13 protein-coding genes are annotated in these 18,885 nt (G+C 43.4%); 8 read left to right on the top strand and 5 right to left on the bottom strand.

Going from position 1 to position 18,885, the window contains the following annotated elements; genetic code table 11:
- Positions 1–354 precede the first annotated feature (354 nt).
- From KD145_RS20290 to KD145_RS20275, 4 genes are all read right to left on the bottom strand, one after another.
- Complete coding sequence (locus tag KD145_RS20290; RefSeq protein WP_249219464.1) at positions 355–2,781, bottom strand: TonB-dependent receptor domain-containing protein; 2,427 nt, start codon at positions 2,779–2,781, stop codon at positions 355–357.
- A 65-nt stretch (positions 2,782–2,846) separates the two neighbouring features.
- Positions 2,847–4,115 (bottom strand): HAMP domain-containing sensor histidine kinase, encoded by a 1,269-nt coding sequence (locus tag KD145_RS20285; protein ID WP_212001186.1) that lies wholly within the window; start codon positions 4,113–4,115, stop codon positions 2,847–2,849.
- Positions 4,112–4,786: a response regulator transcription factor gene (locus KD145_RS20280; RefSeq protein WP_212001185.1), complete on the bottom strand. Its 675-nt coding sequence runs from the start codon at positions 4,784–4,786 to the stop codon at positions 4,112–4,114. The genes KD145_RS20285 and KD145_RS20280 overlap by 4 nt, the downstream gene beginning before the upstream one ends.
- A gap of 57 nt (positions 4,787–4,843) precedes the next feature.
- Positions 4,844–5,917, bottom strand: coding sequence for a glycosyltransferase (locus tag KD145_RS20275; RefSeq protein ID WP_212001184.1), 1,074 nt, complete (start codon positions 5,915–5,917; stop codon positions 4,844–4,846).
- 188 nt (positions 5,918–6,105) lie between these two features.
- On the opposite strand from KD145_RS20275, the gene KD145_RS20270 reads away from it, so the two are divergent.
- The 4 genes from KD145_RS20270 to KD145_RS20255 all read left to right on the top strand — a co-directional run bounded on the left by KD145_RS20270 (position 6,106) and on the right by KD145_RS20255 (position 10,496).
- Entirely contained in the window at positions 6,106–7,371 is a 1,266-nt protein-coding gene (locus tag KD145_RS20270; protein WP_249219463.1) for a hypothetical protein, read from the top strand.
- Between the two features lie 286 nt (positions 7,372–7,657).
- Positions 7,658–8,452, top strand: a complete 795-nt coding sequence (locus KD145_RS20265; protein ID WP_212001183.1) for an alpha-1,2-fucosyltransferase — start codon at positions 7,658–7,660, stop codon at positions 8,450–8,452.
- A 144-nt stretch (positions 8,453–8,596) separates the two neighbouring features.
- Positions 8,597–8,779, top strand: coding sequence for a class I lanthipeptide (locus tag KD145_RS20260; RefSeq protein ID WP_113615920.1), 183 nt, complete (start codon positions 8,597–8,599; stop codon positions 8,777–8,779).
- A gap of 289 nt (positions 8,780–9,068) precedes the next feature.
- Positions 9,069–10,496, top strand: a complete 1,428-nt coding sequence (locus KD145_RS20255) for a serine hydrolase (protein ID WP_212001181.1) — start codon at positions 9,069–9,071, stop codon at positions 10,494–10,496.
- A gap of 10 nt (positions 10,497–10,506) precedes the next feature.
- Here the strand turns inward: KD145_RS20255 and KD145_RS20250 are convergent, their stop codons facing one another.
- Positions 10,507–11,460 (bottom strand): DUF2268 domain-containing putative Zn-dependent protease, encoded by a 954-nt coding sequence (locus KD145_RS20250; RefSeq protein WP_212001180.1) that lies wholly within the window; start codon positions 11,458–11,460, stop codon positions 10,507–10,509.
- 454 nt (positions 11,461–11,914) lie between these two features.
- Between KD145_RS20250 and KD145_RS20245 the strand changes: the two genes are divergently transcribed.
- Genes KD145_RS20245 through KD145_RS20230 form a run of 4 tightly spaced genes read left to right on the top strand, consistent with a single transcriptional unit; the run spans position 11,915 to position 18,884 of the window.
- Complete coding sequence (locus KD145_RS20245) at positions 11,915–12,136, top strand: helix-turn-helix transcriptional regulator (protein ID WP_212001179.1); 222 nt, start codon at positions 11,915–11,917, stop codon at positions 12,134–12,136.
- Between the two features lie 45 nt (positions 12,137–12,181).
- A complete protein-coding gene (locus KD145_RS20240; protein ID WP_212001178.1) occupies positions 12,182–14,608 on the top strand; it encodes a type I restriction-modification system subunit M in 2,427 nt (808 codons plus the stop codon).
- Positions 14,599–15,837 (top strand): restriction endonuclease subunit S, encoded by a 1,239-nt coding sequence (locus KD145_RS20235; RefSeq protein ID WP_212001177.1) that lies wholly within the window; start codon positions 14,599–14,601, stop codon positions 15,835–15,837. Before KD145_RS20240 ends, KD145_RS20235 begins: the two co-directional genes overlap by 10 nt.
- Positions 15,834–18,884, top strand: coding sequence for a type I restriction endonuclease subunit R (locus KD145_RS20230; protein WP_212001176.1), 3,051 nt, complete (start codon positions 15,834–15,836; stop codon positions 18,882–18,884). The genes KD145_RS20235 and KD145_RS20230 overlap by 4 nt, the downstream gene beginning before the upstream one ends.
- Position 18,885 lies beyond the last annotated feature (1 nt).

Here is an 18,885-nt window from a genome sequence, read left to right as displayed (position 1 = left end):
ACTAGCAAGGTATAAAATTTCTTGCTGTCAATTGGAAAATATTGAAAGCCCGTTAATCGCCCCAGTGGAGCTCAGCCAGTTCTGTAAAGACTCTTGACAATTTGGCTAAACAAGAAACCCGGGAAGATCAAGAGGAACTTCTACAAACTTATAACCTTAACACCAAGATCTGATTTTGATGGACGGCCTTAAAAACTACAGATAAACTTTTTCCTCTTGCCATGCATTATTTACCTCAAAACCAAATCCATAGATTTAGCCTGACTGGATTTATTTATGCACTTCGTATGTGCATCCTCAAAAACTGAAAAAGAAAAAGGGTGCCTCAAATTTACTTTTGAGACACCCTCGTCATCAGAATTTATAGCTATATCCCAGTCGGAAAACCTGTGTTTCGTAATAGTCTGTACTCACTACCGAAAAGCCATCTCCCCTCACGTGCCGTTTGATACGCAGCGTATTAAAGATATCACTGGCATTCACAAACAGTTCACCTTTCCCTTGCTGGATCAGCTTCTTAGCTCCCAGGTCCACAGAGAAGCGGGAACCGATTTCTCCCTGCGGAATGATATCCTTAGCCAGATAAATACCGGTTACCTGTAGTTCTGTTTTAGCCGGCAGATGAAACAGTCCATTCAGTTTGGCATTGCCGGAAGTCAGCTGTTGTTTGGCAGCAGTATAGAAGGTAGGTACCGGATATTTGTTTTCCACGGTAAAGGCATCAATGATATTGCGATATACGTTCACGTTAGCATTCAACGAAAACCAGGCTGTCACCTCTTTATTCAGTACGGCCTCTATACCGGAATTATAGCTACGGCCTGCATTCTGGTAGATATTGTAGATAATATCACTTCCCGGTGCCAGCGTGCCGATACGGGTGATGGTTCCATCGGTGATACGATGGTACAGCGCCGAATAGAAGCTACCGGTACGCCAGCTGGTTTTGTAACCCAGTTCAAACGTATTGGTGAACTGCGGCCGCAGCGCAGGGTTACCCACTTTCAGAATTTCCGGTTCATCATATTTGGGGAAAATACGGATATCACCTTCATCCGGCCGGTCTACTCTTCTGTTGTAGAAGAAAGAGATTTTGTTGGCCTCATTCAGCTTATAAGCCAGACGTACATTAGGAAAAGGCTGTACATAGTTGTAGCCGTCACTTTTATAGGTATTGTGATCGGGATTGACGGTGTAGTTCAGGCGTACATACTCCATACGTATGCCGGCTTCGGCCTCAATACGATTGTTTTCATATACATAATTGCCATAAATAGCTGGAATGGTTTCGGCATAATCTGCCCATCCGGCGGCACCTTTATCGAGGGGAGACTGCTTTCCGGGGAAGAAGCGCATATTGGTGGGTATCACCCTTCTGCGGAGCTTAAGTCCACTTTCCAAACGGCCATGGCGCAACGGCCGCACGTAGTCTACATTCAGATCAGCCACGTGTTCATCGGCGATCAGCATAAAGGTGTCTTTCCCGATGTAGGTAGCCCGGTTATCGGTCAGAAAATATTTTTCATCTTCCCGGTGGAAAGTATAGTTGAAATTGATGTTCAGCAGGTGACCCGGCTGCCGGAATTTATGCTGATAATCCGCCATGGCTGTGAAAGCAGAATTCACCTCATCTTCATGAAATTGCCATAACCTTCTTCTTTCAGTTAATTTACCGTTGAAGTAAGGGATATCACCATCATCGAGCACACGCTCACGGCTGTATAGCCCGGACACAGTGAGGGTATTACGATCATCGATATTCCAATCGATGCCTGTTTTTACAGAGCCGTCATAAGTGCGGCGATTGCGTTTTACCTGTTGCCGCACGGTGTCACCATTATCGTATATACGTTCTGCAAACTCGTTTTTATTCAGGGTCTTCATGTATAACCAGTCGCCCTGTAAGAAAGCATTGATCTTATTCTTCCGGTAGTTGAGCGATAGGGAAGGGTTAATTTTAGGAGTGGCCTGGTACTGAGGCCTTATGCCGGGCAGGTTTTCTTCTTTCTGCCACAATGCGCCCAGGCCGGTGGTGAGACCTATTTTACCGTTAAAGCCTTCCTGTTTGTTTTTCTTGTAGATGATGTTGATGATACCGGCGTTACCGTTAGCATCGTATCTGGCGGAAGGGTTGTTGATAATCTCTATCCGTTCGATAGCGGAAGCCGGGATATTGTCCAGGCCTGACTGATTGCCGAAACCGGTGAGGGCTGTTTGTTTGCCATCGATGAGGATGGTCACCCGGTCACTGCCGCGCAGCTGCACTTTACCATCCTGGCTGGTAGTGATGCCCGGCAGATTTTTCATCGCCTGCAATACAGAACCACCTTGCTGGCTCATATTGTTTTCCAGCGAAAACGTCTTTTTATCCATCTTAGTGTCAATACCAGCTTGTTGAGCTGTCACTTCCACTTCATTAAGGGTGCGGGTGTTTTCCTTCAGTTCTATGGAACCCAGGTCCAGAAAGGTACTGAGCGATCCCACCTGTACCGGGAGTTGTTTCATTTCGTAGCCCAGGTAGGTGGTTTCCAGGAAATAATTGCCACGCCCCACGGCAGACAAAGAAAAGCGGCCATCTTCGCCTGTAATGGTGCCAGCCGCCAGGGTACTGTCTTTCGCATGTTTTAAAGTCACATTTACAAAAGCCAACACGGTTTTATTCTTTCCTTCTTTGATAATTCCGGACACTACTACTTTTTTATCCTGGGCGAACAGTACGCCCGGAAAGGTTATCAGTGCCACAGCTATCCGTATCAGGTAATTAGTCATTCTCTTCGGCATAATATATTCTGTTGAAAATAAATGATGCCACAAAGTTGACCATCAATTTGGAAGAAATTTGGAATTTAGAAATCGATGCAGAATTGATGCAGCTGGTTTTCAAATGTATAATACACCTGCCAGTGATAACGTTGGCAGATCTGCTGAACAATAGCCAGTCCAAGGCCACTACCGGGGCTTTGAGGAGATGCCGCCGTAAAACGTTTAAACAAATTATCCGTATCCAGCGCCATACTACCTGTATTGGCTATACGAAGTTGATCAGGAAGCAGATGAACAATGATTTTTCCTTCCGGATTTACATAACGGGCAGCATTCAGCAGCAGGTTATTGAGCAAAATTTCTACCAGCACTTTATTGCCTTCAATATTGACACCAGGCTGTATATGCTGCTCTATCTGCAGCGACTTGTGGGCAAACAAGTCGAATAGGGGAGCCATACAATCTTCCAGCAGCTCACTTAAGCAGATGGTTTCTTTCTGAAGGAACTGATGGTTTTCTATCCTGGCCAGCAGCAGCAGGTTTTTATTGATACGGGTCACCTTCATCAGTGCTTTGATGGACTCTTCCACCAGCAGGGACTGTTTATCGTTCAGGGGCTGGCTTTGCAACAACAGGTCCAGCTTGGATTTGGCGATGGCCAGTGGTGTCTGCAACTCATGCGAAGCATTTTCCGTGAACTCTTTTTGTTGCTGATAGGTGGAGATATTTTCGTTGATCAGCTGCTGTAAGCTGTTATTTAACGTTTCAAATTCGGCGATGCTGGTTTTATCGAAAGAGATTCGTTGTTGCCGGTTGAGATCAAAGCCAGCTATTTTATGAAGGGTGTTGTAAAACGGCTGCCACAGGCGCCTGGACACGCTTTTATTGAGCAGTACCAGCCCTGTCAGCAGGAGTATAAAAAACAGGATGGTCACCAGGGTAATAGCGAGGATTGTTTCGTGGGTTTCCTCCATATTGGTTTCTACCGTGAGGCTGTAAGGTTGGCCATTGACCGTAAAAGAAGATACCAATCCCTGAAAACGGTTGATACCTGCAGCATTACGGCGGTAGATATTGTAGGTGCTGTCCGGCTTTACCATCGCAGCTCTGCGGATAGCAGCATCCGGCTGCAACTGGTTCCAGGTGTGGATATCATGGTCGAGGACACTGTCGCTGCTGTAAGCCTTGTGAATATTGGCTTTTATAGTCTCTGAAACAATTTTATTATGCTCATGTAACTCATTCATCCAGATATTATCCACGATGTAATAATAAGCAGGAATGCTGCATACCAATACAAAAAAGGCATACAGCGAAAATACTTTCAGCGATTTACTCAGCAGTTTTTTCATACTTCCCACTTATATCCGGTACCATAAACGGTTTTAAGGTAATTGCCTGCGCCGGCTTCTGTCAGCTTACGTTTCAGGTTTTTAATATGAGCATATACAAAATCGAAGTTATCCAACATATCGGCAATATCACCTGAAAGATGCTCTGCCAGCGCCATTTTGGAGATGACCCGGTTTTTGTTGCCGATAAAATATAGTAAGAGATTGAACTCCTTTTTGGTGAGTGGCACCGGTTCTCCATTGACAGACACTGTTTTGCCAGGCAGATCTATTTTTAATTCATTAAAAATGACAGTGTTGGCATTTCCGAAATTTTTCCTGCGGATGACAGAATAGATTCTGGCGGCCAGTTCCGGCAGATGGAAGGGTTTGGCGAGATAATCATCTGCTCCCAGCTGCAGACCGGCTATTTTATCTTCCATAGCACCTTTGGCAGAGATGATAATGACACCTTCCTGCTTTTGCTGTTTTTTCAGTTCTTCCAGAATAGCGATACCATTGCCTCCCGGCAACATCAGATCCAGCAGAATACAGTCGTATTCGAAGATGGATATTTTCTCAACCGCCTCATCGAAGGTGGCAGCAAACTCGCACAGGTAGTTCTCTCCGGCCAGATAGTCCGCGATACTTTGTGCCAGTTCCTGTTCATCTTCGATAATCAAGATTTTCATACCGGCAAGTTATGTGAATGATTCTGAAAAAATTCTGAATTCCAGACAGGGAAGGGATCATATCCGCTCCAGCAGCGTTGCTTCATCGGAGAAATTACGGTAGGCCCTGCCATTACCGAATCCTTCAGGGTTGACGGCATGTGCTTTTTTTCTGTTACGGAAAAAAACTTTCCTGCCCAGATAAATGGCCCGCTGTAGCAAGAAACTGTCTCTCAGCGCACCGGAGGTGATCCGGTAAAAGGTACGCTGATCGTCGGCAGACAGGGCGTCGTTGGTCTCCCGGGTTAGTTGCAGGTATTTATGGCCATTTTCTCTGTACAGCTGTATGATATTGTCTGTTTCCCGGTAGGTGCCGGTATATCGTTTTTTAGGCTTCAGTTCATCGTCGGTGCTTTGGTAGTGCAACAGATCTCTGTCTACATAAAAACGTTCAAATGTATGGTCATTCTGCAGGCATATCACCTCAGAAGTATCTTCACAATAGTGGCCTACCAGCAGATCGGTCATCCGGGTGGTTGTAAAACCGGAGGCGATACGCATGGTATCATCATGGCGGATGGCCTGCAGATAGGCCGGATCACGGATGATGACCTTCTTTTTACCATCGGCCACCAGGCGGCCTTTGAAGTCCTGGTCTTCATAACCGTAGTCCATCACGCTCTCATCATATCCACGGAGCGTATTAAAGTCCTCCCGGAGAACGCAGATGCGGCCCTGTACATCCCACCATTTTTTACCCGGACCGATACCGGCCGGCGACATAAAACAGGGATATTCCCGAAGAAAAGTTTGATGGATATATGTTGCAAAGCCTTGTCCGGTGTAGTTATCAGCGTCCACGCTACAGAGGATATCACCGGAAGCCAGCCGGAAAGCCATATTCTTGGCATGGCTCATATGAAAATAAGCGGGGTCGGGATTATGATAGTATACCACCAAACCTGATTCAATATAAGGCCGCAGTTCCTGCCGCGCCCATTCGTCCAGATCATCCCGGGAGCCGTAGTTCAATAGCACAAACTCCAGCGGACTGTAACCGGCATTGTCATGGATGTTTTGAAGCAGTGTTTTTTTCAGGTGCATGGTCCGGTTCATACACACCGTGCAGAAAGATATTTTATGTTGCGACATTTTCTTTAATGGGTGAGATGCATTTAGCATAACAAGGAAGCAGGTGCATTGTTTGAAGGGGTTATTGCAAAAATGTGAACTTATTATTAACTTCCTGATGGTTCCACGATTTACACCGCTACCGCTTTAGATTTGCAGCGTTTTTTAAAATTCTTTTCAACCATTTATATACGCTTAAACAAAACCCTATGAAACATTCTGTTTATCGGATTCCACTGTTATTATCCGTTTGTCTGGCTGCCTGTAACAAAAACATGGTAGACCAGGTGTCACCGCAACGTGCGCAGCAGCAACAGTCAGCACAGATAAGCCCACTGGCCGCCAGCACCGTTACTTTTACGGACGAGAGCAGCTTTGTTAACAGTCTTTCTTCTTATGGATTTAAAACGCCCGACCAGCTTAACCTCAATCGTATAGCCTCTACCAGTGGTTATAATACGGTATATGGTTTCAACATCCCTGCAGCCAATCAGGTGACCGGTTTCAAATGGAACAGCGGCGACGAGCAGACCCAGGACTGGCGCCCACAGGGGATTACCGGCTTCAGCTGGGGAGGGAAAAAATTCCTGCTGGTAACCTGGTATGGCGTTGATCCCAGCACTATTGCCGGCATCAACAACCAGCATAAAGGTGTACGTGTATCCCTGGTAGATATCAGCGATATGAACAATATCACGTACAGGCATATACTGTTGGTACAAAACGCAGCTAATATGTCTAACTCCGCGTTGTATAAGGCTTCCAATCCCTATACCCAGCTGGCATCTTTTTGTCCGGTTACCATCCATGCGGGTGGAGTGGCCTATTATGCCGGTAAGATATACGTAGCCGACACCAACCTGGGCATCCGTGTATTTGACCTCAGCACAATGGTATCTGCCGCCGGCGACTCCAGCGAAAGTCGTATCGGTCAGGAAAGTAATGGCGACCTCAAAGCTTTCAACTACGGGTACATCCTGCCACAGATAGGCTATTATAAAATCACCAATGCCAAACCATTTTCCTGTATTGAACTGGGAGAGGGGGCTACTCCAGGTGAGAAATATCTGTGGACCGGTCAGTATATCACTTCTTCCGAAACAGCCACCCCACAGGTCTTTGGGTTCCCGATCGACGCCAGCGGACAGGTGAGCACCAGCACTCAGCCTACTATCACCACTCCTGTTGACAACGACAGCGGCCATGTATATGGCATGCAGGGCGTTTTCAGGGCCGGCAGCAAAACGTTTATGACTACCACCGGCAACAGTTCCTACCTGGGGTCCACTGCCCGCCTGGTACGTTATAACGATGGTACCACCGCCGGTACCCGTTACCGCTGGCCTCATGGCGCTGAAGACCTCTTCCGTGATACAGCCACCGGCTACCTCTGGAATCTTACCGAATACGAAACAGCCAAATACGGACAAGACAACAGAGTAGTGTTTGCAGTGCGGTTATCGGATTATAATTGATTACCTCAACAGCAATAAAAAAAGCAGATCACGTGATCTGCTTTTTTTATTCAGTCAACAATCTCACACAAGACAAGTTCCACTGTTTCTTCATATCCCGGTTTTACTTATTTTTACACTCTCATTTACTTAACGCTAAAAAAATACTGACAACCTATAGCCAACACCTTATGCCATTGCAATAAACTAAGCCTATTCAAGGAAACCAGAGCCATGCCACACTGATGTTGCACCCGCGCATCGGTCCATTTCATCTTTCAACATATTATCCAAAAATCACAACATCATGGTTGTACTGACAAAACTATACGGTCAAACCAGCAATAACTTTATACAATTTATCCACATCGACTCATTCTGCCGGGAGAACAATATACCATTCCATAGCCCTTATTTCAGGAAATATTTTGAACACTATCCTGCACTACGGTCTTATGGCATTGACTATCCCTGGGTGCTGATGAAGTTGCTTACGAAGACCAAACTATACAAGGTGCTGCACTTTGAAGAAGGCGACGGCAAGCAGATTCCTACTTATCAAAATGCGGTCCTAACCAAGAAGAGGGTGTTTTGCAAAGGCTGGCATTTTTATAGCAAAGATACCGTTGTTAAATACCGAAAACATTACCAGCAACTGTTTAAACCTGACATCAATGAACAGGAGCTCCACAGCAAATACCTGAAAAAGGAAAACAATGAAACTATTATCGGCGTTCACATTCGTCGTGGTGATTACAAGGAGTGGCTGGATGGTCAATATTATTTTGAAGACGATGTCTACATTGATAAAATAAAACAGCTGCTGAGCTGCCTGAACACGCCACACAAGGTGATCATTTTTACCAATGATGATATGTTGAATAAAGCCAATTACACTCAACATTTTAATGTGGTGTTCTCAGAAAATCCGGTACATATTGATCATTTCCTGATGTCTCGCTGCGACTACCTGCTCGGGCCAGTCAGCACCTTCAATATGTGGGCCAGCTATATCGGAGAAACACCCCTGTATCATATTGGCAGGGCCGACGACGTGATCACGCTGGATCAATTTAAAGTTTGCGACGGATACTGGTTTTAAATTAAAACCAGTATCTTTTTTTAGATAAAAAATCCTATATTTAATATACTATCCAACGGAGTATCGAAATAACCGTCACATAAACGTACCTGTAATTTTTCCTGATTATCCACGATTTTCATTTATAACCCAAATCTAAACATCATGAAAAAGAAAAAAGTAACCCTCAATCCCAAACTGTTCATCAACAAACTTACTATCACTTCCTTAACCACTGAACAGCAGGAAAAAGTGGCTGGTGGCGCAACTGCAGGAGTCATCTGCATGACTACTGAGACACGCCGTCCAACCGATTGTTCTGCTACTCCCAACCACGCTTGCTGCTGATATCAGTAGTTTTAGTTGTTATTTGAGTATCCCCGTTTCGGAGGATGGTTTGGTTTTCAGGTAAGATCATCATCCGGATGGGGATACCTATGTCTGTACTTTTTTCATGTTGGAGAAAAAAAATTTTTTAACTTATCTCCAATCATGAACGATAGTAAAATAATAGTGTTTACCTGAAGTTTCCAGGCATTAAAATAAACCTCCTATAAGCATCTTGTAGAGCCCGCTCTAAACTGGGCGTGTCAGAATTTTCACTACTTTGAGATGGTTAAATCACAGATAACCCATCATGAAAAAAGTACTCATTGTATTAGCCTGCTTCCTTTTCATATCGGAAACGTATGCCCAGGAGGCAAGCCAACAACAATATGATACTTTAAAAGACTCTATCGTAGCACAATTCAGCCGTAGTGACTACCATGCCATCTATACACTGATGGAGCCTTCTTTTTTTAAAATTGAAGAGCCGGCATTTGTTTCATTTCTAAAAAATATCAAATCCAACAGTGGTGAAATTGTGCGGACGAAATTCCTGGCAGATTCCGTTTGCCAGGGCAGTAACTCCGGAAGAGCCAGATATTATCTCGCCGAATTTCAACTCAGGTCACTGTTAATGGTGTTTGAAGCTACGCCTCATGGTAAGATCAGCCTCTTTGCCCTGATGCACTATGAATATCCTCCTACAACGGCTACTGCTTCCATCCCTTCCAACAATCTACTCAGCAGCCCGCTGGACCGGATGGTAGACAGCGCTGCAAGAGAGTATTTTCAGCATCAGTATGCAACAGGACTTTCTATCGGAATCATTAAAAACGGTCAGCGGTATGTTTATCATTATGGGACAACATCGAAGGTGAAACCACAACTGCCGGTCAATAAAACACTATATGAAATTGGCTCCATTACCAAAACATTTACGGGTACCATCCTTGCACATGCTGTACTGGAAAACCGGGTGCGTTTATCCGACGATATCCGGAAATATTTAGATGGCTCCTTTCCCAATCTGGAATACAACGGACATCCAATCACGCTAAAAGACCTGGCCAATCACACCTCCCGCATTCCAAGCATACCGGATGATTTGTTCTCACAGAGAGGTGTTAATTTTCTTGCACCCTGGAATGATTATAATGAAAAAATGTTCTGGGAAGCATTGCATCGGGTAAAACCGGATACTGTCTCAGGATATAAATTTCAATATTCCAACCTCGGAATGTCTTTACTGGGCCATATTTTAGCCCGTGTCTACAAACAACCTTACGAGAAACTGGTAGAAAAATATATTACCCAACCCATGAAAATGAGTGGTACCACTGTATTGCCACTGAAAGGTAAAAACGACCTGTTGGCTTTAAAATACAGCTCGAATGGCTATCTTCTTCCTTACTGGCACCAGCAGGCGTTTTTGCCTGCCGGGATCGGTATGGTTTCCAATATAGACGATATGCTTAACTACCTGAGCTATCAGATTGCAGACAGCGACCCCACCATACAGCTAACGCACCAGCCCACCTCCGAAAATGTCGGGCTTTCCTGGGGAATCGGCAATGCCGGAACTCCCTACAAACTATATGAACATAGTGGCGGCACCTATGGCTTTACCACCATTATCAGAGCTTTCCCGGAAGCAAAAGCTGGTATCATCATCTTAACAAATACAGATGTAGATATCATGCAACTTACCCGTCGCATTTCACGGTATATCATCAATTAACCATGATTACTCAATAATATCGGGCATCTGCCAGGAACTTCACGACAGCCGCCTGGTCTGAATAATTTAAAGTGATAATGTCTTTTATCGCCTTGCTTTTATTTTTAGCACGTTGATAATATGACTTACAGATCGTATAACCCATAAAATACCCTAAATCGCCCATCGTCTTTATAGTAGCGCCATTATACAGCCAGTTGGAAAAATCCTCTCCCATCATTTCCTTTTTGAACTGTTGTTTCAGCTCCGCTTCGTGCTCCCTTCCATATCTGAGATAAGCGTTTTTCAGTGGCTCTTTGAGAACAAGCTCGGTAATAAAGTCGCAGGCTCCTTCACAGATGGCCTGTCCCAGCAGTATCTTCGCTTCTGTCTTCTGCTGCGTGTGTACATACTCATGAATAACCACCGGAATGATATTGTCTGATTCCTGCGATTGGAAGAAGTTGTACAGTCGTTTATCCGGGAACTCAGACACATCTGTACTTTTATTACCCATGGTGATTTCCGAGCCAATTAATACCAGCGAATCCTTTGTGGTACCGGCTGCCCGAATGGCAGTAATAGTGAAAAATATTTTTGCAGCACGGAGTTCCGGGTATAAAACCTTAAACTCCTTAATATGCTTCTCAATAGCAGGCAAATTTCTTTCTATGGTTAAAGTGTTGGGCCTTATCGATCTCCAGAACTTAGGGTATTTAATGATCGCCTCCACCAGTTTAGCAGCATCAAATCGCCTAAGTTCCATAAACCTTTTCAAGCCTTCGGTCCCTTTATCGATGTACAATTCCTTCATTACTCCCACCTGCTTTTCTTTCTCTTTGATGGTTTGAATGCTATCAAAAGCAATCCAGAAATTGTCAATATCAGTGGTAAAGGCATGAGGCGCCTCTTGTCCGGATACACGAACAGCGCTTGTAAGCAATAAAATGAATGCAAACAGATATACAGGAATATTCTTTCTCATAAGCTAATAATGATTGTTGGCTATCTTTTGGTTGTGACAGTTCCTGTTGGCACAGGAGAGATAGTAAAATAAAAACAATTGGGTATATGTCCAATTTTGTTTGATGAGATACACAACTTATCAAATCGACTGTTTTTATAATAAATTCGCTTATATTACTTGAAGATTTGATAATGCAATATTCCTGTGTAAGATCATTTTGTTATTCCAAATTTATCATGCATACTTATTCCTGTTTTAGCACAAAACCCAATACATCTCATATCCTCGTCACGTCAAGGGATCATCGAAGTAGAATGCGCGTTTGAATAAAACATCTTACGAAAAGTTGAAATTTTGTTCAGAAATTCTGTAAATAATTAAAGAATTTTCAATTATATGTCCATGACTATTCAGAAATTCTGTAATTCTTTAAATTGCCCCGGTAAAAAAGTTCAGCAATCATTAACGATCAATGACAAAACTGGGAGAATATCTGATAGTAAAATCTGTCAACAAATCAGAAGTAGCAAGAAAAACTGGCCTTAGCAAACCACGGCTCAGCGAATTAACATTGAATCCCTCCGCAAAGCTGAGAGCAGATGAATTGTATTTAATTGCCTTAGCAATAGACGTAAATCCGGGTGATTTGCTGGAAGCCTTATACGGAGGGCTGAAAAATAATAAGAAAAAATAAGAGGGCTGCTAGCCCATTCAATAAACATTAAGAGAAATAGCAGTAATGGCGATAAAGAAAAGTGAACTTTACAGTACCCTCTGGGAGAGTTGTAATCAATTAAGAGGTGGAATGGATGCCAGTCAATATAAAGACTATGTGCTGGCGATGTTGTTTATAAAGTATGTAAGCGACAAATATGCTAACGTAAAGTTTGCACCAATCATAATACCGGAAGGAGCCACGTTTCAGGACATGGTGCAGTTGAAAGGTAAACCGGAAATAGGAGACTTCGTGAATAAGAAGATCTTTGCCCCCATCCGCGATGCCAATAAAATGAGTGACTTTGCCAATTTCAATGATGATGAAAAACTTGGCACCGGCAAAGATAAAGTAGATAAAATCACCAAACTCATTGCCATCTTCGAAAATACTGACCTTGATTTCTCGAAAAACCGGGCCGACGATGATGATATTCTGGGTGATGCCTATGAATTTCTCATGCGTCACTTTGCCACTGAGTCTGGTAAATCAAAAGGCCAGTTTTATACCCCTGCAGAAGTAAGCCGTATACTGGCAAAAATCATTGGTATCAATAAAAATAATACCAGCGCCAGCACTACCATCTACGACCCTACCTGTGGCTCCGGTTCATTACTGATCAAAGTAGGAGAGGAAGCCGAGAAATCTGTAACCCTTTATGGGCAAGAGATGGACATTGCTACCGTGGCATTGGCCAGCATGAACATGGTACTGCATAACCAGGCACAAAACCTTCACGGTATCCGCCAGGGCAACACTATCGCCGACCCTAAATTCAGCAAAATAGATGATGGCAAGGAAGTGCTGGAAACCTTTGATTACGCAGTAGCCAACCCTCCCTTCTCCTTTGCCAGCTGGACAAATGGCCTGATTGATGATAAAACAAAAGCCGTTGTCGATAAATACGACCGCTTTACCGGTTTCGGTACTCCTCCCGAAAAAAATGGCGACTACGCCTTTTTATTACACATCATCAAGTCATTAAAATCAAAGGGAAAAGGGGCCATCATTCTTCCCCATGGTGTTCTGTTCCGAGGTGGTGCCGAAGGTGAAATCCGGAAAAACCTTATCAGCAAAGGATATATTAAAGGCATCATCGGACTTCCCCCCAACTTGTTCTATGGAACCGGTATCCCTGCCTGTATCATTATGATTGATAAAGAAAATCCGGAAAAACGTACCGGTATTTTCATGATGGATGCCAGCAAAGAATTCACCAAAGATGGTAACAAAAACCGTCTGCGTGAACAGGACATCCACAAGATAGTAGATGTATTCAATAGGCAACTGGATATCCCTAAATACAGCCGTATGGTTTCACTCGAAGAAATCAGCGACGCTAAAAATGATTATAATCTCAACATCCCACGGTATATCGATAGCCAGGAAGCAGAAGACATACAAGACATTGAAGCACATCTGTTAGGCGGCATTCCCAATAACGATATTGATGCACTGGAAAAGTACTGGAAGGCATACCCCACGCTGAAGAAAGACCTATTCTCAGCCAGTAGCCGACCCAAATACAGCCAGCTCAAAATCGCCAAGGAAGACATCAACAATGCCATCTTCAGCCACCAGGAGTTTGTGGCCTTTACAAATGAGCTGGATACTCTGTTTAATGAATGGAGAAAGCGCAACACCCAACTCCTGAAAGGACTGAAAAAAGATTTCAAACCCCGGCATATCATCAGTCTTATTTCCGAAGACTTATTGAAAACCTATGCCGGAGAAGACCTGGTGGATAAATACGACGTATACCAACACTTGATGACCTACTGGAATGATACCATGCAAGATGATTGCTACCTCATTGCCGCCGACGACTGGAAGCCGGAACTCTATAATATCAACAAAGGCAAAAAAGAGATAATATTGGACAGTGACCTGGTTCCCAAAACCCTGGTGATCAACCGATTCTTCAAAGCAGAAAAAGAAGCCATCGAACTGCTGGAAAGCTCAAAGGAAACCCTCGCCAGTGAAATAGATGAACTCACCGAAGAGTACTCCTCCGAAGATGGCTATTTCTCATCACTGGATAAAGTCAGCAAAGTCACCGTCTCCAAACGACTGAAAGAAATCAAAGGCGACAAACAACTCGCTGATGAAATCAAAGCCCTGGACGCCTGGCTGAAACAAGTGGACGCCTTAGCAACACTTAAAAAAGAAATAGATACCGCCACCTCCGAGCTAGATAAAAAAGTAATTGCCCGTTATAGTACACTCACCGAAGATGAAGTGAAGACATTGGTAGTAGACGATAAATGGATGACTTCTATCGAGAAAAATATAAAAACCGAAATGGAACGGGTGAGTCAAGGCCTGACACAGCGTATTAAAGAACTGGCAGAAAGGTATGAATTGACATTGCCGAAGATGAATGAGGAAGTACTTTTACTTGAGAACAAAGTGTTTGCACACTTGGAAAGAATGGGATTATCATGGAAATAAAAAAGGTACATCAAATAATGGAAGTATCTACCCCACAAGATTGGGATTATGATTTACTTGACGCGAATTGTAAACGAGGCAGTGGCCACACTCCCAACAAAAAAATACAGGATTACTATGATGGGGATATTGTCTGGGTTTCTCTTGCCGACTCAGATAAGTTGGACAAAGGAATCATTGCGTCCTCTGCTATCAGGATTTCTGAAAAAGGTATTGCCAATTCATCAGCAACACTACATCAGAAGGGAGTAGTATTAATGTCAAGAGATGCTGGGGTTGGGAAATCCGCAATCGCTGGATGTGACCTATGTGTTAGCCAGCACTTCATTACATGGTTTTGTAATGAGAAAACATTACATAATTGGTACCTATATTTTTGGTTACAATACCAAAAGAAAGAGTTCGAAAGAATTGCGATGGGCTCCACAATAAAAACAATTGGCCTACCCTTTTTCAAGCAATACAAACTTCCATTACCCCAATATAAAGAACAAACTGCCATAGCCACCACCCTCTCCGAAGCCGATGCCCTCATCAGTAGCTTGGAAAACCTCATTGCCAAAAAGCGCAATATCAAACAAGGCGTCATGCAAGACTTGCTTAAGCCTAAAAAAGGGTGGGAGGCTAAATCTTTGTTTGAACTAGCTGATAATAGAAAGGAATTATTCGGCGATGGAGATTGGATTGAGGCTGAACATATCGTTGATAAGGGAATCAGATTAGTTCAAACTGGGAACATCGGTATTGGAATTTTTCTGAATAAAGGAATTCGGAGATATATTAGTCAAGACTCATTTTCTCTCTTGAGGTGTAAGGAACTACTCACTGGTGATATTTTAATATGTAGGCTTGCAGACCCCGCAGGTAGAGCGTGTATCTTACCCGATATCCAGGAGACTAAAATGATTACCTCTGTTGATGTCACGATTTTCAGGCCGCGAAAAGAATTAGTTAACCGTACATTCCTTATAAATCTATTAAGTACTGCTAGCTGGTTTAAAGCTGTTGCCGAAAAAAGCGGTGGCACAACTCATAAGAGAATTTCACGAAGAACTTTAGGAGAAATGAGAATCTCTATTCCTTCTAAAGCGGAACAGGATAATACTGCAGCTATCTTGTCTACCATGGATGCTGAAATAACCTCCCTCCAATCCAAACTCAACAAATACCGCCAGATCAAATCCGGCATGATGCAAAACCTTCTCACCGGCAAAATAAGACTACTATGAACAGCGAGCGTGTAACCCAAAACCGTGTTATTAAATTATTCCAACAGGAGTTGGGTTATACTCCCCTGTTTGGAGGTAATCTGCAAGACCGCGAAGACAACAGCAACATTGAAGAGGCCCCTTTAAGATTCTTTCTTGAAAAGCAGGGCTATTCTGATGCACTTATCAACAAGGCCATTGATAAATTACGGAGTGAGGCCAACAACCACCATCGTGATTTTTATTTCAACAACAAGGCGGTGTACAGCCTGTTGCATTATGGCGTGACAGTACAGGAGAGCATTGGCAAGCATTCGGAATCTGTTTGGCTGATCGATTGGAAAGATCCACTCAATAACGATTTTTACGTTGCGGAGGAAGTAACTATTAGGGGTAATCGTGAAAAGCGTCCGGATATAGTGTTGTATGTAAACGGCATAGCACTGGCCGTGATTGAGCTCAAAAAGAGCAGTAAAGATATTGGGGAAGGTATCCGCCAGCATCTTACGAACCAACAACCGGATTTTATACGGGACTTTTTCAGTACGATACAATTCTGTTTTGCGGGTAACGATAGTGAAGGCTTACGTTATGGCACCATCGAAACCAGCGCCAAATATTACCTTACCTGGCGTGAAGATGAACAAAATTATGAACCTGAGCTGTTAGACAAATACCTGAAGAAGCTTTGTAACAAAGAGCGTTTTCTCGAAATCATTCGCGACTTCGTATTATTTGACGAGGGAAAAAAGAAGCTCCCTCGTTATCATCAGTACTTTGGTATCAAGGCGGCCCAAGAGCATGTTGACCGGAAGGAGGGTGGTATTATCTGGCATACGCAAGGCTCCGGCAAGAGTATCACCATGGTGCTGTTAGCCAGGTGGATACTGGCTAATAATCCCAATGCACGCATTGCCATTATCACAGACCGTACGGAGCTGGATGGACAAATCAAGAAAGTATTTTCCCAGGCTGGCGAAAAAACAATGGAGCGGGCCAAGAGCGGTAAAGACCTGATGCAAAAGCTCAGCCAGGCAGAACCTCGTTTGTTGTGCAGCCTGGTGCATAAGTTTGGGAAAAGTCCGGAAAGACAGTTCGATGAGTTTATTAAAGAAATAGAAAACAATCCACCGAATGTAAAAGGGGAGTTGTTTGTATTTGTGGATGAATGTCATCGTACACAAAGCGGAAGACTTCATAAAGTAATGAAGGCCGTTTTACCCAATGCAGTGTTCATCGGCTTTACGGGTACTCCTCTTCTAAAGCAAGACCAGCCTACCAGTCTGGAGGTATTCGGCAAATATATTCACACGTACAAATTCAATGAGGCTGTTGAAGATAAGGTGGTACTGGATCTTGTGTACGAAGCTCGTGATATTGATCAGAAGCTAAGCTCACAGGAGCGCATCGATCAGTGGTTTGACGCCAAAACAAAGGGGCTGAATGATTTCCAGAAAGCTGTACTGAAAAAACACTGGGGTACAATGCAAAAGGTGTTCAGTTCCCAAAGCAGGATAGACAAAGTAATGAACGACATCGTGCTGGACTTTAGTGTCAAGCCAAGACTGAATGACGACAGAGGTACAGCCATTCTCGTTGCTGGTAGCATCTATGAGGCGTGTCAATACTATGAGGCATTTCAGTCCTCTCCTTTAAAAGGGAAATGCGGTATCATTACCAGTTATAATCCGTCCACTCGGGATGTGGTAAATGAAGAGGTGGGAGAAAATACAGAAACCGAAAAACAGACAATCTATAACATCTACACCAAGCTGCTGGGCAAGAAGACTACAGAAGAATATGAGGAGGGTGTGAAGGAGCTTTTTATCAAGCATCCGGTTAAAATGAAATTACTGATTGTGGTTTCCAAGTTACTCACCGGCTTCGATGCTCCAAGTTGCACCTACCTCTACATCGATAAGTCTATGCAGGACCATGGCTTATTCCAGGCTATCTGCCGTGTGAACCGGCTGGATACAGAAGACAAAGAGCTGGGATACATTGTTGATTATAAAGATTTGTTTAAAAACCTGGTGAATGATAAAGGTACTGGTGCCATCCAGGTTTATACATCTGAACTGGCCTATGATAAATTCAAGAAAGAAGATTGTGATGTATTCTTACAATCAAGATTAGAGAAAAACCGGGAAAAGCTCGATACAGCGTTAGATCAACTGGAACTAATTTGTGGACATGTCCTCAATCCCAAAGATGATGCAGCCTATCGGTACTATTTCTGCGGTAATACCGAATTGCCGGAAGACCTGAAAAAACGGGAGTTTTTAAGGCAGGAGTTGTATAAGAAAACGGTAGCTTTTATTCGTGCTTATGCCAACCTCGCCGACAATATGGATGCTGCAGGGTACAGTACATCTGAAATACACCATATTGAGTGGCGGTTAAAATTCTATACTAATTTACGGGAAGCTATCAAAAATGCCAGTGGCGAAAAGCTTGACATGAAGGATTATGAAGCTGACATGCGCCACCTGATCGATAATTATTTGCAGGCAGATGAACCGAGAAAGATTTCCGAATTTGAGAGTTTTTCTTTGCTGGAGATCATTACGAAAGTAGGATTGGAAAAGGCCCAGGAAACACTGCCTGGTTCAATCAGGAAGAATAAGGATGCCATGGCCGAAACTATTGAGAACAATGTAAGAACTAAAATTGTAAAAGAACACTTAACCGATCCGGTGTTTTTTGAAAAAATGAGCTTACTATTGTCTGAAATCATCAAACAAAGAAAGGCAAAGGCGATTAGTTACGAGGAATACTTAAAAGAAATCGCTACGCTCGCCCGACAGGTACAGGAAGGAAAGACATCAGATACTCCCAGAGAGCTTGATAGTCCGGCAAAAATTGTATTATACCATCATTTCGATAAAAACGTCGAAAAAGCAATGATGGTTCATGAAGCAGTTACAGTGTATGCTCCCAGCGGATGGAAAGGAGATCTTGCGAAGGAAAACAGAATTAAGGAAGAGATTTACAAAAGATTGAAAGACTTTGACGCAACTGTAAAAGTGTTTGAGGTGATCAGAGAGCAGGCCGAATTTATAAAGTAGT

Origin of the sequence: Chitinophaga sp. HK235 (genome assembly GCF_018255755.1) — a bacterium.
In the GTDB taxonomy this organism is placed as follows: Bacteria; Bacteroidota; Bacteroidia; order Chitinophagales; family Chitinophagaceae; genus Chitinophaga.
The sequence above is the reverse complement of the archived record's forward strand: the minus strand, read 5'-3'. Positions and strand labels throughout refer to the sequence as shown.